24 protein-coding genes and 1 pseudogene are annotated in these 19,345 nt (G+C 69.3%); 5 read left to right on the top strand and 20 right to left on the bottom strand.

Going from position 1 to position 19,345, the window contains the following annotated elements; all coding sequences use genetic code 11:
* Positions 1 to 2: 2 nt before the first annotated feature.
* The 13 genes and pseudogenes from soxA to AC1Z3O_RS19920 form a co-directional block, all read right to left on the bottom strand.
* Positions 3 to 839 (bottom strand): sulfur oxidation c-type cytochrome SoxA, encoded by an 837-nt coding sequence (gene soxA / locus AC1Z3O_RS19980; RefSeq protein WP_483517429.1) that lies wholly within the window; start codon positions 837 to 839, stop codon positions 3 to 5.
* 90 nt (positions 840 to 929) lie between these two features.
* Entirely contained in the window at positions 930 to 1,382 is a 453-nt protein-coding gene (locus AC1Z3O_RS19975; RefSeq protein ID WP_483517428.1) for a DsrE family protein, read from the bottom strand.
* 110 nt (positions 1,383 to 1,492) lie between these two features.
* The gene (soxZ, locus tag AC1Z3O_RS19970) at positions 1,493 to 1,804 is read right to left on the bottom strand and encodes a thiosulfate oxidation carrier complex protein SoxZ (protein WP_483517427.1); all 312 of its coding nucleotides are present in this window, start codon (positions 1,802 to 1,804) and stop codon (positions 1,493 to 1,495) included.
* A gap of 58 nt (positions 1,805 to 1,862) precedes the next feature.
* Positions 1,863 to 2,318: a thiosulfate oxidation carrier protein SoxY gene (soxY, locus tag AC1Z3O_RS19965; protein ID WP_483517426.1), complete on the bottom strand. Its 456-nt coding sequence runs from the start codon at positions 2,316 to 2,318 to the stop codon at positions 1,863 to 1,865.
* Between the two features lie 224 nt (positions 2,319 to 2,542).
* Positions 2,543 to 2,869 (bottom strand): c-type cytochrome, encoded by a 327-nt coding sequence (locus AC1Z3O_RS19960; protein ID WP_483517425.1) that lies wholly within the window; start codon positions 2,867 to 2,869, stop codon positions 2,543 to 2,545.
* 129 nt (positions 2,870 to 2,998) lie between these two features.
* A pseudogene (locus AC1Z3O_RS19955) lies at positions 2,999 to 4,058 on the bottom strand (c-type cytochrome).
* A complete protein-coding gene (gene soxC, locus AC1Z3O_RS19950) occupies positions 4,042 to 5,409 on the bottom strand; it encodes a sulfite dehydrogenase (RefSeq protein ID WP_483517424.1) in 1,368 nt (455 codons plus the stop codon). Before soxC ends, AC1Z3O_RS19955 begins: the two are co-directional and overlap by 17 nt.
* A gap of 203 nt (positions 5,410 to 5,612) precedes the next feature.
* Positions 5,613 to 6,017: an ArsR/SmtB family transcription factor gene (locus tag AC1Z3O_RS19945; protein ID WP_483517423.1), complete on the bottom strand. Its 405-nt coding sequence runs from the start codon at positions 6,015 to 6,017 to the stop codon at positions 5,613 to 5,615.
* Positions 6,018 to 6,097: 80 nt separating this feature from the next.
* On the bottom strand, positions 6,098 to 7,372 hold the full coding sequence (locus AC1Z3O_RS19940) for an FCSD flavin-binding domain-containing protein (RefSeq protein ID WP_483517422.1): 1,275 nt from the start codon (positions 7,370 to 7,372) through the stop codon (positions 6,098 to 6,100).
* Between the two features lies 1 nt (position 7,373).
* Positions 7,374 to 7,709, bottom strand: coding sequence for a c-type cytochrome (locus AC1Z3O_RS19935; protein WP_483517421.1), 336 nt, complete (start codon positions 7,707 to 7,709; stop codon positions 7,374 to 7,376).
* Between the two features lie 152 nt (positions 7,710 to 7,861).
* On the bottom strand, positions 7,862 to 8,731 hold the full coding sequence (locus AC1Z3O_RS19930; protein WP_483517420.1) for a BON domain-containing protein: 870 nt from the start codon (positions 8,729 to 8,731) through the stop codon (positions 7,862 to 7,864).
* Between the two features lie 71 nt (positions 8,732 to 8,802).
* On the bottom strand, positions 8,803 to 9,390 hold the full coding sequence (locus tag AC1Z3O_RS19925; RefSeq protein WP_483517419.1) for a phosphoheptose isomerase: 588 nt from the start codon (positions 9,388 to 9,390) through the stop codon (positions 8,803 to 8,805).
* Positions 9,391 to 9,524: 134 nt separating this feature from the next.
* On the bottom strand, positions 9,525 to 9,908 hold the full coding sequence (locus AC1Z3O_RS19920) for a YraN family protein (RefSeq protein ID WP_483517418.1): 384 nt from the start codon (positions 9,906 to 9,908) through the stop codon (positions 9,525 to 9,527).
* Between the two features lie 16 nt (positions 9,909 to 9,924).
* Here AC1Z3O_RS19920 and rsmI point away from each other — a divergent pair, with 16 nt between their 5' ends.
* Complete coding sequence (gene rsmI / locus AC1Z3O_RS19915) at positions 9,925 to 10,833, top strand: 16S rRNA (cytidine(1402)-2'-O)-methyltransferase (RefSeq protein ID WP_483517417.1); 909 nt, start codon at positions 9,925 to 9,927, stop codon at positions 10,831 to 10,833.
* 214 nt (positions 10,834 to 11,047) lie between these two features.
* On the opposite strand, the gene AC1Z3O_RS19910 is transcribed toward rsmI, so the two are convergent.
* Positions 11,048 to 11,839 carry a septal ring lytic transglycosylase RlpA family protein gene (locus AC1Z3O_RS19910; protein WP_483517416.1) on the bottom strand — a complete coding sequence of 264 codons (792 nt, stop codon included), beginning with the start codon at positions 11,837 to 11,839 and terminating at the stop codon, positions 11,048 to 11,050.
* Positions 11,840 to 12,086: 247 nt separating this feature from the next.
* Between AC1Z3O_RS19910 and AC1Z3O_RS19905 the strand changes: the two genes are divergently transcribed.
* From AC1Z3O_RS19905 to AC1Z3O_RS19895, 3 genes are all read left to right on the top strand, one after another.
* Positions 12,087 to 12,737 carry an MBL fold metallo-hydrolase gene (locus tag AC1Z3O_RS19905; protein ID WP_483517415.1) on the top strand — a complete coding sequence of 217 codons (651 nt, stop codon included), beginning with the start codon at positions 12,087 to 12,089 and terminating at the stop codon, positions 12,735 to 12,737.
* A 25-nt stretch (positions 12,738 to 12,762) separates the two neighbouring features.
* Positions 12,763 to 13,428, top strand: coding sequence for a 3'-5' exonuclease family protein (locus AC1Z3O_RS19900; protein WP_483517414.1), 666 nt, complete (start codon positions 12,763 to 12,765; stop codon positions 13,426 to 13,428).
* Positions 13,429 to 13,614: 186 nt separating this feature from the next.
* Positions 13,615 to 13,836, top strand: a complete 222-nt coding sequence (locus tag AC1Z3O_RS19895) for a hypothetical protein (RefSeq protein ID WP_483517413.1) — start codon at positions 13,615 to 13,617, stop codon at positions 13,834 to 13,836.
* A 104-nt stretch (positions 13,837 to 13,940) separates the two neighbouring features.
* On the opposite strand, the gene arsC is transcribed toward AC1Z3O_RS19895, so the two are convergent.
* Entirely contained in the window at positions 13,941 to 14,300 is a 360-nt protein-coding gene (gene arsC / locus AC1Z3O_RS19890; RefSeq protein ID WP_483517412.1) for an arsenate reductase (glutaredoxin), read from the bottom strand.
* A gap of 91 nt (positions 14,301 to 14,391) precedes the next feature.
* Complete coding sequence (locus AC1Z3O_RS19885) at positions 14,392 to 15,291, bottom strand: LysR family transcriptional regulator (protein WP_483517411.1); 900 nt, start codon at positions 15,289 to 15,291, stop codon at positions 14,392 to 14,394.
* A 166-nt stretch (positions 15,292 to 15,457) separates the two neighbouring features.
* Here AC1Z3O_RS19885 and AC1Z3O_RS19880 point away from each other — a divergent pair, with 166 nt between their 5' ends.
* A complete protein-coding gene (locus AC1Z3O_RS19880) occupies positions 15,458 to 16,045 on the top strand; it encodes an N-acetyltransferase family protein (protein WP_483517410.1) in 588 nt (195 codons plus the stop codon).
* A 34-nt stretch (positions 16,046 to 16,079) separates the two neighbouring features.
* On the opposite strand, the gene AC1Z3O_RS19875 is transcribed toward AC1Z3O_RS19880, so the two are convergent.
* From AC1Z3O_RS19875 to AC1Z3O_RS19860, 4 genes are all read right to left on the bottom strand, one after another.
* Complete coding sequence (locus AC1Z3O_RS19875; RefSeq protein ID WP_483517409.1) at positions 16,080 to 16,745, bottom strand: FMN-dependent NADH-azoreductase; 666 nt, start codon at positions 16,743 to 16,745, stop codon at positions 16,080 to 16,082.
* Positions 16,742 to 17,209 carry a GNAT family N-acetyltransferase gene (locus tag AC1Z3O_RS19870; RefSeq protein ID WP_483517408.1) on the bottom strand — a complete coding sequence of 156 codons (468 nt, stop codon included), beginning with the start codon at positions 17,207 to 17,209 and terminating at the stop codon, positions 16,742 to 16,744. Before AC1Z3O_RS19870 ends, AC1Z3O_RS19875 begins: the two co-directional genes overlap by 4 nt.
* Entirely contained in the window at positions 17,206 to 17,685 is a 480-nt protein-coding gene (locus AC1Z3O_RS19865) for a carboxymuconolactone decarboxylase family protein (protein ID WP_483517407.1), read from the bottom strand. The genes AC1Z3O_RS19870 and AC1Z3O_RS19865 overlap by 4 nt, the downstream gene beginning before the upstream one ends.
* 345 nt (positions 17,686 to 18,030) lie before the next feature.
* Complete coding sequence (locus tag AC1Z3O_RS19860; RefSeq protein WP_483517406.1) at positions 18,031 to 19,299, bottom strand: M20/M25/M40 family metallo-hydrolase; 1,269 nt, start codon at positions 19,297 to 19,299, stop codon at positions 18,031 to 18,033.
* Positions 19,300 to 19,345 lie beyond the last annotated feature (46 nt).

The following is a 19,345-nucleotide window of genomic DNA, read 5'->3' as shown; positions in this document are numbered from 1 at the left end:
CCTCAGCGTTTCATCGACGGACCGTCGTAGGTGCCGCCATTGGCGTTGCGCGCCAGGAACAGCGACAGCGCGGTGATCACGTCCGAGCCGTAGGCGGGCTCGGGGAAGCGCTGCTGGCGCAGGCAGTCATAGAGGCGGTGCTGCATGGTGCGCACCTCGCCCTGCGAAACGCGGTAGGCCGGCCACGTGGTGTAGGCGGCCTGCGCGCCCTTCTGCGTCAGCAGATTGGGCAGGTCCTGCAGGCGGATGCGCTGGCCGTCGACGGCGTGGCAGGTGGCGCAGGCGAAATCGTAGGCGCCGCCGCGGTAGAAGAACATCTTCTGGCCCAGCGCGTAGACGCGCTTCTCTTCCGCATGGTTGAGCTGCACGTTCATCTTGATGCCGCGCGACTCGGAGGTGATGTACGAGACCAGGCGCTCGATGTCGGAGGGCTTGCCCTGCGCGGAGAAGGGATTGCGCATGGCCTCTTCGCGCGTCAGTCCCTGCAGCGTGATGCGGCAGTAGGCCAGGCGCTGCTCCAGGTCCATCACCTTGCCGGTGTCGGCAAAGAAGCGCGGCAACTCGGCATAGGCGCCCTTGACCACGCCCGGCCCCTTGCCCAGGTCGCACTGTTCGAGCGAGACGTTCTTGGGGCCGGCCGGCTTTTTCCACAGCTCTTCGCCGGCGGCCTCCCACAGTTCGGCGGGATTGCCCTCGGCCAGCATCTGCCGGTACTTGGCGATTTCTTCGGCGGTATTGTCCTGCGCATGCGCGGCGCAGGCAGCGAAGGCGGCCACGGCCGCGGCGGCAGAGATGGCGATGGCGCCCGCCGCCGGCAGGGACGCTCGGATTCGTTTCATGGGACTTCTCCTCGCGGCTTCGCCCGGGGACGGGCCGCTGCGTTCTTGTGCGTTCTTCCCTTGCGCCGGGCGCAATGGCCCAGCGATGGCTCAGGGCTTGATGTAGGCGTAGTTTTCTTCGTACTGCAACCGCGCCACTTCCACGACGCCGGCCGGGACCACCTTGGCCTCCATCCGCAGGCTCGTTTCGGAAATCCTGCGCGCCGCCAGCGTGTTGTGGCAGACGCGGAACTCCACACCGTCCGAGGCCAGTGCGCTGACCGGCGCCTCGAAGGTGTTGCCGCGAGAGTCGCGCGCACCTTCGACGAGGAAATCGACGCCGTAGCCGAAGGCCACCACCACGATCTTGGTGCCGGGCGCCCCGTTCAGGTGATTGCGCAGATTGGCCATCGCGCGCACCGCCTGGTCGATGCCTTCCGACAACTGGTAGACCACCTTGACCCGTCCACCCTTGCGCCCTTCGGGGCCGGCCTGGGCCGAGGCCTTGGCCGCCAGTCCGATGGCGGCCAGGGCCGCCGTTGCTCGCATGAATGCTCGCCGCATGATCTTCCTTTCACACCGCGTCCCCCCCGCGCGACGGCGCGGGACCGGGCGACCGGCAGAAAAAGAACCTTAGCAGAGGACCGCGCTTCCCGCCGGCGCCCGCAGCGCACTCAGGCGATGGTCGCCGAATCGGTGCGGGTGTCGCTGTGGTTGTCGGTCCAGGTGACGCTGACCTTGTCGCCCTTGTTGCCGCCCTTGAACTTGAAGTTCAGGAACGGATCCTTGGACACCGCGGGGCCGAACTGGGCGCGGAACACTTCCTTGCCATTGCACTGTGCCACCACGGTCTGGATGTGCCAGGCCGGGATGGTCTTGCCGGCGCTGTCCTTGCGCTGGCCGGTTTCCATGTCGTGCTTCATCAGGATCTTGACGTCGACGACGCCACCGTTCTCGGTGGCGCGTACGCGCATCGGGTCTGCCATGCTGCTCTCCTGTTACGGCTGAATCGATTGAGGCGGAATGCCGCTGCGGTTGCCGGCTTCAGCCGCCGCAACCGCCCAGCGTCACCTTGATTTCCTTGGACGCCACGTACCACTTGCCGCCCGCCTTGACCGCCGCGTGCACGACCGAGGTCTGGCCCATCTTCACGCGCGTGGAGACGAAGGGCTCGGTGCCGGCGGGAATGGCGAAGTCCGCCGCCAGCGTGTTGGGGTTCTTTTCCACCAGGATGGCGATCTGCTCGGTGCCCGGGATGTTGCTGGTCACCGCCACCGGCACCACGGCGCCGTTCTCGGCGATGTCCGGCGCGGTGAACACGATGGCCGTGCTCTTCTCGGTGCTGCTGCCGCCCAGGGCCTTGATCACGTCGGCCACGCTCTTGCCGTCGAAGGCCGTCTTGTTCCACTCGGCGGCCTGCGCTTCGCTGATCAGGCCGGTCGCGGCCATCAGCGACAGCACCGCCGTCACCCGCAGCATTTCTCGTCGTTTGGGATTCATTGCGTTTTTCTCCTGCGTCTCCGCTTCCGCCTCTTCAAGCCATCGCCCCGGGTGGCCGCGCCGTCGCGCCGCACCGGGCATGGTCGCCTTGCGTGGCCGCGCCGCGCTGTCACACTGCGTTGTCGTGACTGCCTGTCGCGCTGTGTTGCCGCATCGTGTTGTCTTCACGGGCCCGCCGCGGCGGGCCCGTTGCCACTTGTCCGGCGTCTGCTACTGCTGCTGCCTTACTTGGCCGGTGCGCCGGCCAGCACCCATTCCACCACGGTCTTCAGGTCAGCATCGCTGAGGCCGGCGTTGGCCGGCATCGGGATCGGGCCCCACACGCCGGAACCGCCGGACTTGACCTTCTTCATCAGGGTCGCTTCGGCGTTCTTGTCGCCCTTGTACTTGGCGGCCACATCCTTGTAGGCGGGGCCGACCAGCTTCTTGTCCACCTGGTGGCAGCCCATGCAGGCGTTCTTGTTGGCGATTTCCTGCGCCTTTGCGGCATCGACTGCGTGGGCCGATGCGGCGGCGGCCAGCATCAGCGTTGCGATGACAAACTGCTTCATTCTCTTTGTGCTCCGAGATTTTCTAATGACCGTCGAAACGGCGCGTGGGGCCGCGCTGTCATACCTTGCCCCTTGCGGCGCGGCGGCACCGGCCGCCGCGCTGGGGGCGTGGGGGCAGCGGCCAGTGCGCTATTTTGCCTCAAGAATCCACCCGACCAAGGTCTGCAGTCTCGGAATCGGGTACCTGTGCCTGCGGCGGCATCGGCACGCTGCCCCAGGTGCCCTGCCCACCCGCCCTGATCTTCTGCGCAAGCACGGCACCCGCATCCTGGCCACGATACTTGTGCGCGATGTCCGCGAACGAGGGCCCGACCAGCTTGCGCTCGGCGGCATGGCAGGCCACGCACTGGTAGCGGCTGGCCAAGGCGGCGCCCGCCACGGCCTGCGCGGCGGCCGGCGCCGAGGCGGCCCGCGGCGCACCGGACCCGACGCCGCGCGTGGGGCCGAATTCTCGCTGCTGGCGCGCCAGGTCGCCATGTGCGTCGCGCGCGTATTCCGGCATCGATGACACCACCTTCACGCTGGGCGCGCAGTCGCGCATGCACGCCGTATTGTGCGTATCGGGTTGGCCTCGCCCCGGCCACATGCCGTGCGCCGTGCTCATGCCGTTGCGGTTGGGCATGCGCTGCTGGACCTCGGCGATGTTGGCGTCGGACAGCACGAAGTCGGCCGGCACGATCTCGCCCAGGTTCAGCAGGTAGGCGGTGACGGCATAGACATCGTCGGTCGACAGGCTCTTGGGTGCATTCCACGGCATCGCGCGGCGGATATAGTCCCACAGCGTGCTGACTGTGCTGACCTTCATCAGCGTGGTGCGGTAAGGCTGGTTGCCCGTCAGTGCTGCCACGCGGCCGCGGCGGATGTCGTCCGCGGTGGTGCCGCCGACCAGCGGCGAGAAGACTTCATTCGACTCGCCGAAGTCGCCGTGGCAGGAAGCGCATTTGCCGTCCCAGATCGCCTGCCCCTGGGCCACGCTGCCGCTGCCGCGCGGCAGGCCCTGGAAGTCTGGGCGCACGTCGATGTCCCAGGCCTTGACCTCCGCGGGCGTCGCCGCGCGGCCCAGCGACACGCGCGCTGCCGCGGTGCTGCCGTCGGCCGCGCTGTATGCCGGGCCGGCCGGCAGGCCCAGCGCCAGCGCTGCCGCAAAGGAGGCTGCCAGCAGCCGGCTGCGATCAATCCACGTGGACATTGGAGACCTCGCCGCCTGACGCCACCTGCCAGCTCTGGATGGCGTTGTTGTGGTAGATGGAGCGCGTGCCGCGCACGGCGCGCAGCTGCGCCATCTTCGGCTGCACATAGCCGGTTTCGTCGATGGCGCGGCTTTGCAGGATGGCGGGCCCGCCGTCCCAGACCCAGTCCAGGTTGAAGCGGGTCAGGCATTTGGACAGCACCGGCGTCTCCAGGCGTGCGGTGCGCCAGTTGCGGCCGCCGTCGGTGGAGACGTCGACGCGCTTGACTCTCCCGCGTCCCGACCACGCCAGCCCACTGATGTTGTAGAAGCCCCGCCCCACCAGCTGCTGGCCGCCCGACGGCGTGGTGATCACGGACTTGCATTCCTGGATCGAGGTGTACTGGCGCTGCGTGCCGTCGGGCATCATGTCGACGTAGTGCACCGTCTCGTCCTTGGTGTTCCAGGGCTGGTCGCCCAGCTTGAGCCGGCGCAGCCACTTGACCCAGGACACGCCCTGCACGCCGGGCACCACCAGGCGCAGCGGATAGCCGTTCTCCGGCCGCAGCATCTCGCCGTTCATGGCCCAGGCGACGATGATCTCGTCGGCCAGTTCCATCGGGATGGTGCGCGTCATCGACGAGCCATCGCCGCCCTCAGCCAGCAGGTAGCGGCCGCGCCGGAAGTCGGCGCCGGCGTCGTCGAGCAGCACCTTGAGCGGTACGCCGGTGAATTCGCAGCAGGAAAGCATGCCGTGGGTGTACTGCACGGTGGGCACGGCGACGTTGCCCCACTCCATGCCCGTGTTGGCGCCGCACTCGATGAAGTGGATGCGCGACACCGCCGGCAGGCGCATCAGGTCGTCCATGGTGTAGACGCGCGCTTCGCGCACCAGGCCGTTGACCATCAGGCGGTGGCGGGCCGGATCGATGTCCTGCCAGCCCTGGTGGTGGCGCTCGAAGTGCAGGCCGTTTGGCGTGATGATGCCGAACAAGCCCTGCAGCGGCGAGAAGGCCACCGAGGCTGCCGCCACGCGCGTCAGGCCGGGCGATTCGCGCCGCACCAGGTTCTGCTCGTGCACCGACGGCTGGCCATAGGGCCGCGCCGCGACGGGCTGCCCGAGCGTGGTGGCCCATGGCTGGGGTTCGAGGATGGCGGGATCGCCCTGGTCCGCAGGCGTGGCGGCCGCAGCACGCGCGCCGCGGGCCAGGCCCGTGGCTGCCACGGCCGCTGCCGCGCTGGCGAAAGTCTTGCGCAGGAAGGCGCGCCGCGGGCCGTCGAGGCCATGACGCGAGATATCTTGCTGCAGAGATGCGCTGATGAAACCTTCGGGCGCGCGCACGACGCGCCCGGGCCTGTCGCGATCCGGCACGGCGGTCTCCAGTGGCGCGCTCGGCTGGCGGCGCGCCTTGTCTTCTGTGGACGGTGCCGGGTTGCCGGAGGGCGTCGCTGCCCCTGCCTGTGCGAACCGGCCTGTGACTTTGCTGCTCTGCCTGCCCTGCTTTTTCTTGCTGCGTCTTGCTGAATTCTTGCCTGCTGCCGCGGCCCCTTGCCTGCCGGAAGTTCCGGCAGCTCTCAGCGCTGCCCGCGTTTGCGCGCGGGCGCCTGCGGCATGAAGCTGTCCACCGCCTTCAGCGGCAGCGCCTCCTCTTCGAGCTGGCTCGCGACCTGCACGCACACGGTGCGGCAAAGCGCGATCACGCTTTCGTCGGCAATCGCATAGAAGACCAGGTTGGCCTCCTTGCGCCGCGCCAGCACGCCGGCGCGGTACATCGCGTTCAGGTGCCGCGACACATTGGTCTGCGAGGAGCCGACCGTCTCCACCACGGTGCCGACCGGCTTTTCGCCATCGCACAGGGCGTGGAGGATCTTGAGCCGGGTCGGCTCCGCCAGCAGGCTGAAGTAGCCCGACACCTTCTCGAATACGCGGTCCAGTTCTTCCATGGCGTCTAATATATTCGTATATGCGTTTATGCGCATATATCGTTTACCCCCTGCTGCGCGACAGCACAGACAAGCCGGCATGCGGGCCGGAAGCGCGGAATCGCGGCAGCGGGCCGCTAGCCCAGCATCTCGTTCCAGATGCCCCGCGCCCACCCCAGCGCGTAGTTGCCTTCCTGCGCGTTGGGTGCGGCTGACAGGCCGCCCGCGCCGGGCACGGTCACCATGGTCTGCTGCGCGGCGTCGTAGCGATGGACGCTGGCGATATGCATGGCCTCGGTGTCGCTGGTGAAGCTGTAGCAGGTGTTGTTGTAGAGCGGCTCGGGATTGGGCGCGTGGCCCGAGAGCATTGCCACGATGGCGGCCGCCGCGGTCTTGCCGTGCTGGTTGGCCATGTGGCCGGATTTCGGCATCAGGGGCGCGATCTGGATGGCATCGCCGAGCACGTGGATGCCGGGTGCCACGCGCGACTCGAAGCTGAGGAAGTCCACCTCGCACCAGCGTCCGTTGGCGGTGGCCAGGCCGGCCGACACCGCGATGGCGCCAGCGCGCTGCGGCGGCAGGAGGTTGAGCACGTCAGCGCGCTCATCGTCCTGCACATCGAACTTGAGCGTACGCGTGGCCGCGTCGACGTCGACGGCGTTGTACTGCGGCCGGTATTCGATCATGCCGGCGTATTGCGTGGCCCAGACGCGCTTGAACAGCTCGCCCTTGGAGGTCACGTCGGGATTGGCGTCGAGGATCAGCACCTTGCTGCGCGGCTTGTGCCGTTTCAGGTAGTGCGCGACCAGGCAGGCCCGCTCATACGGCCCGGGCGGGCAGCGGTAGGGAGCGAGGGGGATCGAGATGATGAAGGTGCCGCCGTCGCGCATCGCCTCCAGCTGCGCGCGCAGGGCCGCGGTCTGCGGCCCTGCCTTCCAGGCGTGCAGGATGTGCTCGCCGCCCGCTTGCGCCAGGCCGGGGATCTCGCTGGAGAGGAAGTCGACACCGGGCGACAGCACCAGCCGGTCGTAGGGAAGCACCGCGCCGCCGGCCAGCCGCACCTGCCGCCGCTGCGCGTCGATAGCAGTGGCGCGGTCGCGCACCAGGCGCACGCCGTGGCGCGCGGCCAGTGCGTCATACGGCAGGGTGATGTCGGCCATGGTGCGGGCGCCACCGATCACCAGGTTGGACAAGGGGCAGGAGACGAAGCTGGCATCGGGCTCGACCAGCGTCACGTCGACGGCATTCCCGCTCCAGGCGCGCAGGTAGCGCGCAGCGGTGGCGCCGCCATAGCCCGCGCCGACAACTACGACCTTGGCGCCCCTGGCGCGCGCCGACGTCTGCGCGCGCACGCCGGCTGGCAGTCCCGCGGCAAGGGCAGCAGCCATGCCCAGGAAACGGCGTCGCTGCATATCAGTCCCCTTGCCCGCGCGATGCGGCGAACCAGGCGGCGATGGCGGCGACCTGCGCCTCGCTGTAGCCCTTGGCGATCTGTGGCATCACGGTGCCATCGCGCCGGTCCGACTTGAAGTCGGCCATCTGCGCGATCAGCTGCGCGGCTGGGCGGCCGGCCAGCGCGGGGATCGGGCTGCCGGCCGGGGGCCGGCCACCGTAGCCGTGGCAATTGGCACAGGCCGCGGCCCAGTCGCGCGCCTGCAGGGTCGTGCCGAGGTCCGCTGCGGCGGCGGGCAGCACGATCGTGGCCAGCAGCGCCAGGGCCGGCGCGGCCGGCAGCGGGGACTTGCTCATGATGTCGCTCCGTGGGGCGGGCGCACGGCGCAAGGGCCGGCACACCGGTGCAAAGGCGTGCCTACCCTAGCACATTGCGCCGGGCCGGGTGCCTGCGGATGCCTCCGCGCTACCGGCCCGCCGAACGCGACGCAGCGTCGCGGCGCCGAGGATCAGGGCAGGTTGCGGCCAGGCGGCAGCGGTACCGGCGAGGCGGCCGGGCTGTCGATCGGGCTGGTGGTGACTTCGGCCGGCGCGCTGGACGCCGGCGCGGCCGTTGCGGGTGCAGCGCCCACGCCATTGCGCACGCCCTCCTCGGGCGTCTCGACCGGCGCCGGGTTCTGCGAGCTGGCCGCCTTGTCGAGGCGGTTGCGCTCGGCATCGTTGACGTAGTCGAAGGTCTTGACGACCTTGGTCACGCCGCCGACGTTGCGTGCCACATCGGTGGCTCGGTCGCCTTCGCTATTGGTGACGATGCCCATCAGGTAGACCACGCCCTTCTCCGTGACCACCTTGATCGAGTTCGAGGGCACCCCCTCGGCCGTCATCAGCTGGGTCTTGACCTTGCTGGTGATGTAGGTGTCTTCGCTTCGCGTCATGAAGGACGGCGAGGAGACGACCTCGATCTCGTTGATCACCTCGCGCGTGTTGGACAGGCCGCGCACGTACTGCTCGATCTGCTGCTTGACATCGTTGTTCTGCGCTTCGCCGGTCAGCAGCACCTTGCGGTTGAAGACCGTCACGCTGACGCGGGCGCGATCGCCGAAGCGCGAGTTGATGGTGCTTTCGGCCTCGATCTGCAGGCCGCGGTCGACCGTCTGCGTGGCGGTGGGGCGCCGGTCGGTCGCCATGAGGACGCCGCCCGCCATGGCCCCTGCCATCACGGGAAAACAGCCGGTGAGCTGGGTGGTGGCGGCGGCCAGCGCCGCCGCGGTGACCAGGGTGCGCGCCAGGCGCGGCAGTCCGGCGGCGCGAACGGCGTGGCGCGCGGCCTGCCGGGCGGCCGGGGTGTCTTGCGGTTGGAGCGGGTTCGTCGTCGTCATGCGTTCCTTGCAATTGCTGTGATGCGAATCGGTGATGTCGATCGGTGATGTGGATCCGGTGTCCTGGGCGGTCAGCCTTCGCCGAGCAGCGCGTCGTCGATGCCCTCGCAGAGGCAGTGCAGGGTAAGCAGGTGCACTTCCTGGATGCGGGCGGTGCGTTCGCTCGGCACGCACAGGTGCACATCGAACTCATCGAGCAGGCCGGCGATCTCGCCGCCGCCCTTGCCGGTCAGCGCGATCACGGACATGTCGCGCTGGCGCGCCGCCTGGATGGCGCGGATCACATTGAGCGAGTTGCCCGAGGTGGAGATCGCCAGCAGGATGTCGCCGGGCTGGCCCAGCGCCTCGACCTGCTTGGAGAAGACCACGCTGAAATCGTAATCGTTGCTGACCGCCGTGAGAATCGAGCTGTCGGTGGTCAGTGCCAGCGCGGCCAGCCCGGGGCGTTCGCGCTCGAAGCGGCCGACCAGTTCGGCGGCGAAGTGCTGGGCGTCGGCGGCCGAGCCGCCGTTGCCGCAGGCGAGGATCTTGTTGCCGCTGGTCAGCGCGCCCACGATCCGCTCGATCGCGGCTTCGATATGCGGGGCCATCTCGGCCGCAGCGCGGCGCTTGATGTCCGCGCTGTCCAGGAATTGCTGGTGAATGCTGTCAATGCTCATGGCTCATGGGGTTCCGACCGGCATGCTCCGCCTGCTTTGCTTGTTCTGACTGCGCCCGCGCACGGGCCGCCGCGCATCGCGCGGCAATATGCATTATGACGCAGCGGCGTACGCACCACGGCGGCACCACGGCCTCATTCCTCGCCCGACAACCCCTCCAGCCCGAAGGCGCCCTGCAGCCATTCCATCCTGGCGCCGTCGATGGCGACCACATCGAAGCGGCAGCCGGGCACGCGCTCCAGCGCGGCAAGGTAGTGGCTGGCGGCCAGCAGGATCCGGCGCTGCTTGGCAGGGGTGACGCTGGCCGCCGCGCCGCCGAAGGCGCAGCTGCTGCGCTGGCGTACCTCGACGAAGACCAGGCTGCCGTCCTCCGCTAGCATCACCAGATCGATCTCGCCCCCTTTGCAGCGATAATTGCGCTCGGCGAGCACGAGACCGTGCCGCTGCAGATGCGCCAGCGCGCGTGCCTCGGCCTGCGCGCCGCGTGTCTGTGCGATGGTATTGAATGAGCGATTCAATGGAAGTTCCCAAGCTATGAGTGACTGGATCTCACTGGCGGCAGGCCAGTCCTATCCCGCGGGCACGCTGTACGTGGTGGCCACACCGATCGGCAATGTCGCGGACCTGTCGCTGCGCGCGCTGCATGTGCTTGGCCTGGTCGATGCGATTGCCTGCGAAGACACGCGCAACACCGGGCAACTGCTCGCCCGGCTGGGACTGCAGCGCCCGCTGGTCGCCGTGCACGAGCACAACGAGCGCGAGGCAGCCGTGCGCATCGTCGCGCGGCTGGCGGCCGGCGAGCGCATCGCCTACGTTTCCGACGCCGGCACACCCGGCATTTCCGATCCGGGCGCGCGGCTGGTCGAGGCCGCGCGCGCGGCCGGCCACGCGGTGGTGCCGCTGCCCGGGCCGAGCGCCGCGGTGGCCGCCCTGTCGGTCGCCGGCGGCCTGCTCGACACCGGCGCAGGCCGCTTCACCTTCGTCGGCTTCCTCCCGGCCAAGGCCCGTGCGCGGGCCGAGGCCATCGGCGGGCTGGCCGGGCTGGACCATGCATGGGTGTTGTACGAGGCACCGCATCGCATCGCCGAGACACTGGCGGCGCTGGCCGACGGCCTGCCCGGCACGCGGCGCCTGCTGATCGGGCGCGAGCTGACCAAGCTGTTCGAGGAAACGCCGGTGCTGACGGTGGCCGAAGGGCCGGCCTGGCTGGCCGCCGACCCGGCGCGCGCCAAGGGCGAGTTCGTGCTGGTGGTCGAAGGCGCCGCCGCGGCCGAAAGCGACGGCAAGCCGGATGCCCAGGCGCAGCGGGTGCTGGCCCTGCTGCTGGCGGAGCTGCCGGCCAAGCGCGCGGCCAAGCTGGCCGCCGCCATCACCGGCGCCGACACCGATGCACTGTACCGGCTCGCACTGGCACGGCGCGGCGAGGGCGACGGCGAAGGCTAGCGGCCGCCAGGGCGCGCGGCACGATGGCGGGCCGGCCGGTGCCGGACCGGCAGCGGGTCGGAATGCAGCTGATCGGAAGTCAGGACAGCGGCAGGGATGTCGGGCGGGGGCAGAAAAGCGATGGCAGCAGGTACCGGCAAGCCGTGCCGGGCGCGCCGCTGCAGTGGTTGAGGCGCTGGCGGTCACGGGCATGGCCACCGGCGTCTGCGCGGCCTCAGCGGGCCTTGTGCCTTACCGCGTGCTTGTGCGCCTTGTGTACCGTGCGCGAGCGGTTCGGCTTGGCGGTGGTATCGGCGTCGGCGTCATCCGCATCGCCGCCCGCCTCGTCGGACACGCTGTTGTCCTGGCCGGCCTGCGGGCCCAGCGCCGCCACTTCGGTGCGCGAGAGCCGGCGGATCTCCACCTGGGTGGCGCCATGGTCGACGAAGCCGAGCCGCTTGGCGGCGGCATAGGAGACGTCCAGGATGCGGTTGCCGTGGTAGGGGCCGCGGTCGTTGATGCGCAGCACGGCCACCTTGTCGTTGCGCAGGTTGCGCACCAGCACCCAGCTGTCCAGCGGCAGCGAGGGGTGGGCCGCGGTCATGGCGCGCATGTCGAAGCGTTCGCCGTTGGCGGTGCGCCGGCCATGCAGTCCCCTGCCGTACCAGGACGCGGCGCCGCGCTCTTCGAAGGTACCGAGGTCTGCGCGCAGGCCGTCGAGCGAGCCCTGGCGGCCCAGGCCGCCCTCGGTGCCCGTGCCGGGCTCGCCGCCGCCCCAGGAGAACAGGTTCCAGCCATTGCCGCGCTCGCCCCCGGCTGACGGCGTGCGCGAGGACAGACCGGTCGGCGCGTGCGCGGCCTTGCCGCTCTTGGCCTGGGGCGTGCCGATCGGCTGCGGCCCGGCGGTGTCGCCCGGCCCTGCGGTGGGTGGCAGCGCGCAAGCACTCAGCGCGAGGGCGAAGACGCCGTGCGCGCCATAGCGGGCAAGGCGTTGCAGATTGGAGGGGAGTCGGAGCAGCTGGCTCATCGGTCGGAGTCTAGCATCATGCGAATGTTGCTATTGCGCCGATTTTGTTACGAATTGTCTTGATCCGCACCAAATTCCCGGCTATCCACCAGCTGGCGCGGGATCCCGGGGAATCGCCCTCTTTGTCTTGACATGCCTCATAAGTCACTAAAAGGGGCAATTCCAGGCGGGGATCGGGGCCGGAGGCTACAATGCGGCCACTATTGCATCGGTCGCCGACGCGCGCCCGGCCACCCTGATCCCCGCCATGAAAGTCCTGCTGATTCCGGTTACGCCCTTCCAGCAAAACTGCTCGCTGCTGATCGATGAGAGCACCGGCCGCGCTGCGGTCTGCGACCCCGGCGGCGACCTCGACCGCATCCTCGCGGCGGTCAAGGAGCAAGGGGCGACGCTCGAGAAGATCTTCCTCACGCATGGCCACGTGGACCACTGCGCCGGCGCCGCCCTGCTGTCGCGTGAGCTGGGCATCCCGATCGAAGGCCCGCAGCATGAGGAGCGTTTCTGGATCGAGCAGCTGCCCGAGCAGACGCGCCGCTTCGGCTTCGGCCATCCCGAGGCCTTCGAGCCGGACCGCTGGCTGGAAGACGGCGACACGGTGCAGTTCGGCAGTGAGACGCTGGAGGTCTACCACTGCCCCGGCCATACACCTGGCCACGTGGTGTTCTTCTCGCGCCAGAACCGGCTGGCCATCGTCGGCGATGTGCTGTTCGCCGGCTCCATCGGCCGCACCGACTTCCCGCGCGGCAACCACGCCGACCTGGTCCGCTCGATCCGCACGCGGCTCTGGCCGCTGGGCAACGATGTGACTTTCGTGCCCGGTCACGGGCCGGTCTCCACCTTCGGCGAGGAGCGCAAGAACAATCCCTTCGTTGCCGACCACCTGATCGACCCCGCCTGAGCCCTGCGCCCAGGCGCACAAACCCATGGCCAAGAACCAGCCCCCCGACCGGCGGCCCGAGATCTACATCAGCACCGACATCGAGGCCGACGGCCCGATTCCGGGCCCGCATTCGATGCTCTCCTTCGCCTCGGCGGCGATGCTGGCCGACAAGACCGTGGTGGGCACCTTCTCGGCCAACCTGCACACCCTGCCCGGCGCCAGCGGCCATCCGGTACAGATGCGCTGGTGGGAGACCCAGCCCGAAGCCTGGGCGGCCTGCCGGCGCGACCTGCAGGCGCCGGAAGACGCGATGCCGCGTTATGTCGAGTGGGTCGAGAACCTGCCCGGCAAGCCGGTCTTCGTGGCTTTTCCTGCCGGCTTCGACTTCACCTGGATGTTCTGGTACATGATGCGCTTTGCCGGCCGCTCGCCTTTCGGCTGGGCCGCGCTCGACATCAAGACGCTGGGCTTCGCGCTGACCGGCCTGCCCTACCGCCGCACGGTCAAGCCGGCACTGCCGGCCGAATGGAAGGATCCGCTGCCCCACACGCACGTGGCACTGGACGATGCCCTGGAGCAGGGTGCCCTGTTCTGCAATATGCTGACGGCGCTGCGCCAGCGGGAGGCCGCGCTGGCCGCCGTGTCGCAAGGCGATGGGAGTGACGCAGGCGGCGCGCAGGCCATTCCGCCCGCTGCGGGCGCCGGCTAGCCAGGCGCTTGGTGGGCCAGCACGCGTACCGGCATCGCGCGCCCTCGCAACCCGCCACGGCCCGCCTATATTGATAGGTGAACGGACCATGGATGCGCCGGCCACCGCCGGCGGGACGTATCGCGCGGTAAGGACATGGCCCGTCCCGCCCTGTTGCGCGCGTGGCGAGCGGAGGAGGTGTCCACCATGCGTTTCCATCCCGACCTGCATCTCAGGCAATTGACAGGCCGCCTGCACTGGCCACGGCACCCCCATGCCGCTCCCCATCTGCAGCACTCGGCGGATGACGACGTGGAAGTCGCCAAGGCCACGCTTTATGTCGCCTCCATGACCCTGCTGGTGTTGCTGGTGGCCTTCGCGGGGATAGCTTTCGGTCAGGAGGCTTTGCACTGGCTGGGTGTCAATTAGACGACCCACCTGAAGCAACTCCGTCTGTCTGACCGGGCCGGCCCCCATGCGTGGGGGCCGGCCTCATTTCAGCGTCCCGAAACGTGGGTTGCGGCGGGTTGGGCTCAGCCCAGCAGCGGCGCCACGTTCTCGGGCGGCCGGCCGATGGCGGCGCGGCCCTTGCGCACCACCACCGGCCGCTGCAGCAGGATGGGGTGGTCGGCCACCGCCGCCAGCACCTCGGCGTCGGTCAGGCCGGTATCGTCCAGGCCCAGCTCCTGGTAGATGGCCTCGTTGTCCCGCACCATCTGCCGCACCGGTACGCCCAGCATGGCATGGAGCTGCTTGAGCGTGCCCAGCGTGGGCGGCGTCTTCAGGTATTCGACCACTTCCACGGGCTCGCCGAGCCGGCCGGCCGCTGCTTCGACCAGGGCAAGCGTCTCGCGCGACTTGGAGCAACGCGGGTTGTGGTAGATCGTGATCATGGCAAAGTCCTCTGGATGCGAATACCGGCACTATATACAAGTGCGGAGCCGGCAGGCACCGCGCTGGTGCGTATCACCGGCCATCGCCCGGCTACGGCGCGCCGTGGCGTCCCAGCCGCATCAGCGCTTCCACCGTGGCGCGCAGCCCCGCCTGCAGCGGCTTGTCGCGGCGCAGCACGATGGCCAGGGTGCGGCCGAGCGCCGGTGCCAGCGGGCGCACTGAGATGCCGGCGCCGCGCCGGTCGTGCGGCAGCGCCATCGAAGGCAGCACCGAATAGCCCAGGCCGGCGCCCACCAGTTCCTTGATCGCCTCGACGCTGTCCAGTTCCATGACCGGGTGCACGTCCACGCCCGCGTGCGCGAGCCAGCCGTCGACCAGGCTGCGCGTATTGCCGCTTGGCGAGAACAGCACCAGAGGCCGGCCAGCCAGGTCGCCCGGCGTCACGGCAGGCGGCAGCGGGTCGCCGTCGGCCGGGCCGATGGCGACGAAGGGGTCCTCCAGCACCGGGATCACTTCGAACATGCGTCCTGCCGCCGGCAGCGTGACCAGGGCCAGGTCCAGCGCATTGGCTTCGACCGCCTTCAAGGCCTCGGCTGTACTGCTGGTGCTGACCACGATCTCCAGCGCCGGCAAGCGGCGGCGCAGTTCGCGCAGCACCGCCGGCAGCAGGTAGATGCAGGCGGTGGCGCCGGTGCCCAACCGTACCCGGCCGATCACATCGGCGCCATGGCGGGCCATGCCGGCCTCGGTGGCGGCCAGTGCGGCGGCCACCGTGTGAGCGTGCTGCAGCAGTTCCTGGCCCGCCGCCGTGGGCCGCGCGCGCCGGCCCACGCGCTCCAGCAGGCGCAGGCCGTAGCGCTGTTCGAGCTGCCTCACCTGCAGGCTGACGGCCGGCTGGCTCAGGCCGAGGCGGTCTGCCGCGGCCGAGAAGCCGCCTAGCTCGCAGACCAGGGCGAAGCTGCGCAGGTGGTCGGGATTGAGGGGGCGCATGGCAAAGTTTTGCTAATGCAAGACATAAGCTACCAAAGCTTCCCTTATAGCACGCCCCTCGGCTAATGTTGCGTCATGGCGCCCGACGCCCGCCCCTTGCGGCGACGTGTCGCGCGCCGGCCGGCCCCGCGCCGGCCCCTGCTCCTGCCGCCACCCTGGACTGACCATGAACGCCCCGCTGCCCGAACTCGCGCCGGCACCCGCCGCGCACCGGCCCCCTTTACACATCCGCGCCACCGCGGCGGGCGACCTGCCCGCCATCCAGGCCATCTATGCCCACCACGTGCGCCACGGCCGGGCTTCCTTCGAGGAGGAGCCGCCGACGCTGGAAGAGATGCAGCGCCGGCACGCAGAGGTGCTGCGCCAGGGCTTGCCTTACCTGGTGGCGGAGCGCGACGGCGAAGTGCTGGGCTATGCCTACGCCTCGGCGTACCGCACGCGCAGCGCCTATCGATTCACCATCGAGGATTCCGTCTACATCGACCACCGCCATGCCGGCGAGGGGCTGGGGCGGGCGCTGTTGTGCGAACTGCTGGCGCGCTGTGAGACGGGCCCCTGGCGCCAGATGGTGGCCGTGGTGGCCAGCACCGCCAGCGGCGAGGGCGCGGGCTCGATCGCGCTGCACGAAAAACTCGGCTTCCGCGTGATCGGCCGGCTGGAGGCCGTCGGCTTCAAGCATGGGCAGTGGATCGACACGCTGCTAATGCAGCGCCCGCTCGGGGCCGGCAGCAGCGTGGCGCCGGCCGAGAGTTGAGGGCGCCATGCCGCGGTGGGCGGGCCCCTGCCCGTCAGGCGGCGCGGGCCAGCTGACGCGCCATGCCTGTCGCCCAGTCGTCGAGCGCGGCCAGCGCCGCGTCGATGTACCCCTGGCCGCGCGTCATGTTCTCCAGCCGCAGCACTTCCACCTGGCGCAGGCCGATGCAGCCGAACACCGCGCGCAGGTAGGGCGTGAAGAAATCGACCTGGCTGCCGGGGCCGGCGTGGAAGGCGCCGCCGCAGGCGGCCACCACCAGCACGGGGCGGTCGGCCAGCAGGCCGACCTTGCCGGCGGCGGTAGTTCGGAAGGTCCGCCCCGGCCGCACCACGTGGTCGATCCAGGCCTTCAGCGCCGAGGGCACGGTGAAGTTATGCACAGGCGTGCTCAGCAACACCAGGCTGGCCGACTCCAGTTGCGCGATCCAGTGCTCGGAAGCGGCAAGCGCCGCGTGCTGGACCGGGCCGCGTAGTGCCGCCGGCATCAGGCTGGCCTCGACCATGGCCGCATCGGGGTGCGGCGGCGGGGCGCTGCCCAGGTCGCACTCCAGCACGCGCAGCGGGCCCAGAGCATGCTGCAGCCGTGCCAGCACGCGGCGGCCGGCACGGCGGCTGTGCGACGCCGCGCCGCGGCTGCTGACCTCGATATGGAGGATGCAGCGGCTCTCGGCTGCCGTCGGCTCGTCCATGGTGGCGTTCATGCGAGCGCCGCGTAGAAGCGCAGCGCCGAGGCGAGCAGGCCGTTGCGGTAGTAGAAGCGGTGGCCGAGCACATTCGTGAGCGGCGTGTCGAGCACGAGGCGCTGGCAGCCCAGTGCCCTGCCTTCTTCCTTCAGGCGCGCCATCAGGCGCTGCCCGTACCCGCCGCTGCGCAGCGCGGCGTCGGTGACCAGGTCGTCCACATAGAAATGCACGCCGTGCACAAGGTTGTCCTGCAGCCGGAAGCCGGCCAGCGCCAGCGGCCGGCCGTGCTGCCACAGCGCCATCAGCCGGTAGCCCGCCGCGCATTGGCGGCGCCAGCGCGCCACCAGTTCGTCGGCCGATTCCAGATGGGGCCGCAACTGCTGCATCAGCGGAAAACAGGCGCGCACGCCGGCCTCGTCGTCCACGTAGCGGATCTCGCCCGCGTCCGGTGCGGCTGCCGCCGGCAGGGCGGCGGCGCTCATGCTGCGCTCCTGGGCGCGGCGGGCGGCGGCGTGAAGCGGAAACCGACGGCGATGCGGTTCCAGGCATTGATATTGGCGATGGCTGCGCTCAGGTGAGCCAGTTCCGGCGGCGCGAATTCCCGGCTGGCCTGGGCGTAGGCGGCGTCATCGACTTCATGTGTCGCGATGCGCGTGAGCGCCTCCGCCCAGGCCAGCGCTGCCTGTTCGCGCGCGCTGTAGACGCCGGCATCGCGCCAGGCGGCGAGCAAGTCGAGCTTGCGCGGGTCCAGATCGAGTTTGCGGATGAGGTTCAGGTGGTACTGCAGGCAGAACGCGCAGCCATTGATCTGCGAGACCCTCAGCTTGACCAGTTCGGTCAGCGACTTCTCCAGGCCGGCGTCGTCAACCGCCTTGCTTAGCGCGGTAAGCGCGGCTTGGACGGCGGGCGCGGTCTGGCTGAACGCCTGATACTCGAGGCGGGCATGTGATTGCGACATCTGGATTCTCCTGAGGTCGGATGGGCAGGAATCGCTTCCGGCCGGGCTGGCCGAAATATGTTCGAGCACGAATATAATATAAGTGCTCTTATATTTATTGCAAGGCTGACCGGGCGATGTGGCGCGGCGTCCGCCTGCCGGGCAGCAAGAGTCATCTCACACTATTCTTGGGATAAATGTTATGTGCCGGTGTAGCGCGATGACATTCAATCCGGGGAATGTCGTGCATCACGCGCCAGCACCACCGTGCGCGGCCCTGCGTACTTACTCCTGCGCCCGGCGCAAAAAAAAGCCCGCGCATGCGGGCTTCCTGCCGGTGGCCGCCGCACGGCGGCGGAGCGGCGATCAGGACATCAGGTCGGACAGCGCCAGCGCCACCACCTTGGTGGCGCGGTTCAGGTCGTTCAGGCGCAGGTTCTCGTCGGAGTTGTGGCCGCGGGCTTCCATCAGCGTGCGCGGGCCGGCGCCGTACAGCACGGTGGGGATGCCACGTGCGGTGTAGTGGCGCGCATCGGTGTAGAGCGGCACGCCATGCACCGGGATATCGACGCCGAAGACGGCTTCCGCGCGGCCCTTGAGCGCGCCGATCAGCTTCTCCACGCCGGGCAGCTCGGACAGCGGCTCGGCCAGGATGATGCGCTCGACCTTGACCTCGATGCCCGGACGGTCCTTGGCGGCCCGCTCGACCACGGCGCGGATCTCGCCTTCCGCGTCGAAGCCGAGTTCCTCGGGGATCATGCGGCGGTCGATGCGGAAGGTGACCAGGTCGGGCACCACATTGGTGTTGATGCCGCCCTTGATCAGGCCGACGTTCAGCGTGGCGGTATCGATGCCCGGCACCTTGGACTTGCGCTTGGCCAACTCCGCGCGCAGGCCGTAGATGGCCTGCAGGATGTGGGTGGCGGCCTCGATGGCGTCGATGCCGGTGTGCGGCATGGCGGCGTGGCCCTGCTTGCCCTTGACCGTCACTTCCACGTGCAGGCAGCCGTTGTGGGCCGAGGTGATGCCGTAGGAGAAGCCGGCCGAGATGGCGTAGTCGGGCTTGCTCAGCCCCTCGTCGAGCAGGAACTTGGGACCGATGTCGCCGCCGGTCTCCTCGTCATAGGTGAACTGCAGCTCGAGCGTGCCGTTGATCTGCGCGCCCTGCTTCTCGGCCTCCATCAGCGCCAGCACCGCGTAGGTGTAGGTGGCGAAGTCCGACTTGGACACCGCCACGCCGCGGCCGTACATCACCGGGCCATGCTCGCTGTCGGCGATCTCGCCGCCGTACGGATCCTTGGTCCAGCCCAGCCCCGGCGGCACCACGTCGCCGTGGGCGTTCATGGCGATGGTCGGGCCGCCCTTGCCGAAGGTCTTGCGCACGATCAGGTTGGTGGCGCTGATCATGCCCGCCGCCTTGACCTTGTCGTCCGGCACCTGGTGCGCCTCGACCTGGAAGCCCAGGCCTTCGAGCAGCACCTTGGCGCGCTTGCCGTGGGCCTCGCAGTCGCCCGGCGGGTTGTCCGACGGCACCTTGACCAGCTCGGCCAGGAAGGCCTCCTGCTGCGGGCGGTGCTGGTCGATGAACTGGATCAGTGTGGAGTCTTGGACGCTCATATTGTCTCGGGCGGTCATAGGTTTACTCGTGCTGTTCTGGGGATGGTAGGACACTTTCGCCGCA

Source organism: Cupriavidus sp. 09_S30 (assembly GCF_056930435.1).
Note: the sequence above shows the minus strand (reverse complement) of the source record. Positions and strands in the feature narration are given on the sequence as shown.

What these genes read in the sequence shown, in the direction of transcription:
- AC1Z3O_RS19925 (WP_483517419.1), bottom strand. Translation starts at nt 9,390, where the DNA reads ATGAGCATTGACAGCATTCACCAGCAATTCCTGGACAGCGCGGACATC.
- soxY (WP_483517426.1), bottom strand. Translation starts at nt 2,318, where the DNA reads ATGAATCCCAAACGACGAGAAATGCTGCGGGTGACGGCGGTGCTGTCG.
- soxZ (WP_483517427.1), bottom strand. Translation starts at nt 1,804, where the DNA reads ATGGCAGACCCGATGCGCGTACGCGCCACCGAGAACGGTGGCGTCGTC.
- AC1Z3O_RS19895 (WP_483517413.1), top strand. Translation starts at nt 13,615, where the DNA reads ATGCGTTTCCATCCCGACCTGCATCTCAGGCAATTGACAGGCCGCCTG.
- AC1Z3O_RS19935 (WP_483517421.1), bottom strand. Translation starts at nt 7,709, where the DNA reads ATGAGCAAGTCCCCGCTGCCGGCCGCGCCGGCCCTGGCGCTGCTGGCC.
- AC1Z3O_RS19900 (WP_483517414.1), top strand. Translation starts at nt 12,763, where the DNA reads ATGGCCAAGAACCAGCCCCCCGACCGGCGGCCCGAGATCTACATCAGC.
- AC1Z3O_RS19885 (WP_483517411.1), bottom strand. Translation starts at nt 15,291, where the DNA reads ATGCGCCCCCTCAATCCCGACCACCTGCGCAGCTTCGCCCTGGTCTGC.
- AC1Z3O_RS19880 (WP_483517410.1), top strand. Translation starts at nt 15,458, where the DNA reads ATGAACGCCCCGCTGCCCGAACTCGCGCCGGCACCCGCCGCGCACCGG.
- AC1Z3O_RS19945 (WP_483517423.1), bottom strand. Translation starts at nt 6,017, where the DNA reads ATGCGCATAAACGCATATACGAATATATTAGACGCCATGGAAGAACTG.
- AC1Z3O_RS19870 (WP_483517408.1), bottom strand. Translation starts at nt 17,209, where the DNA reads ATGAGCGCCGCCGCCCTGCCGGCGGCAGCCGCACCGGACGCGGGCGAG.
- AC1Z3O_RS19875 (WP_483517409.1), bottom strand. Translation starts at nt 16,745, where the DNA reads ATGAACGCCACCATGGACGAGCCGACGGCAGCCGAGAGCCGCTGCATC.
- AC1Z3O_RS19975 (WP_483517428.1), bottom strand. Translation starts at nt 1,382, where the DNA reads ATGCGGCGAGCATTCATGCGAGCAACGGCGGCCCTGGCCGCCATCGGA.
- AC1Z3O_RS19905 (WP_483517415.1), top strand. Translation starts at nt 12,087, where the DNA reads ATGAAAGTCCTGCTGATTCCGGTTACGCCCTTCCAGCAAAACTGCTCG.
- AC1Z3O_RS19865 (WP_483517407.1), bottom strand. Translation starts at nt 17,685, where the DNA reads ATGTCGCAATCACATGCCCGCCTCGAGTATCAGGCGTTCAGCCAGACC.
- AC1Z3O_RS19940 (WP_483517422.1), bottom strand. Translation starts at nt 7,372, where the DNA reads ATGCAGCGACGCCGTTTCCTGGGCATGGCTGCTGCCCTTGCCGCGGGA.
- rsmI (WP_483517417.1), top strand. Translation starts at nt 9,925, where the DNA reads ATGAGTGACTGGATCTCACTGGCGGCAGGCCAGTCCTATCCCGCGGGC.
- AC1Z3O_RS19860 (WP_483517406.1), bottom strand. Translation starts at nt 19,299, where the DNA reads ATGACCGCCCGAGACAATATGAGCGTCCAAGACTCCACACTGATCCAG.
- soxA (WP_483517429.1), bottom strand. Translation starts at nt 839, where the DNA reads ATGAAACGAATCCGAGCGTCCCTGCCGGCGGCGGGCGCCATCGCCATC.
- AC1Z3O_RS19910 (WP_483517416.1), bottom strand. Translation starts at nt 11,839, where the DNA reads ATGAGCCAGCTGCTCCGACTCCCCTCCAATCTGCAACGCCTTGCCCGC.
- AC1Z3O_RS19930 (WP_483517420.1), bottom strand. Translation starts at nt 8,731, where the DNA reads ATGACGACGACGAACCCGCTCCAACCGCAAGACACCCCGGCCGCCCGG.
- arsC (WP_483517412.1), bottom strand. Translation starts at nt 14,300, where the DNA reads ATGATCACGATCTACCACAACCCGCGTTGCTCCAAGTCGCGCGAGACG.
- AC1Z3O_RS19960 (WP_483517425.1), bottom strand. Translation starts at nt 2,869, where the DNA reads ATGAAGCAGTTTGTCATCGCAACGCTGATGCTGGCCGCCGCCGCATCG.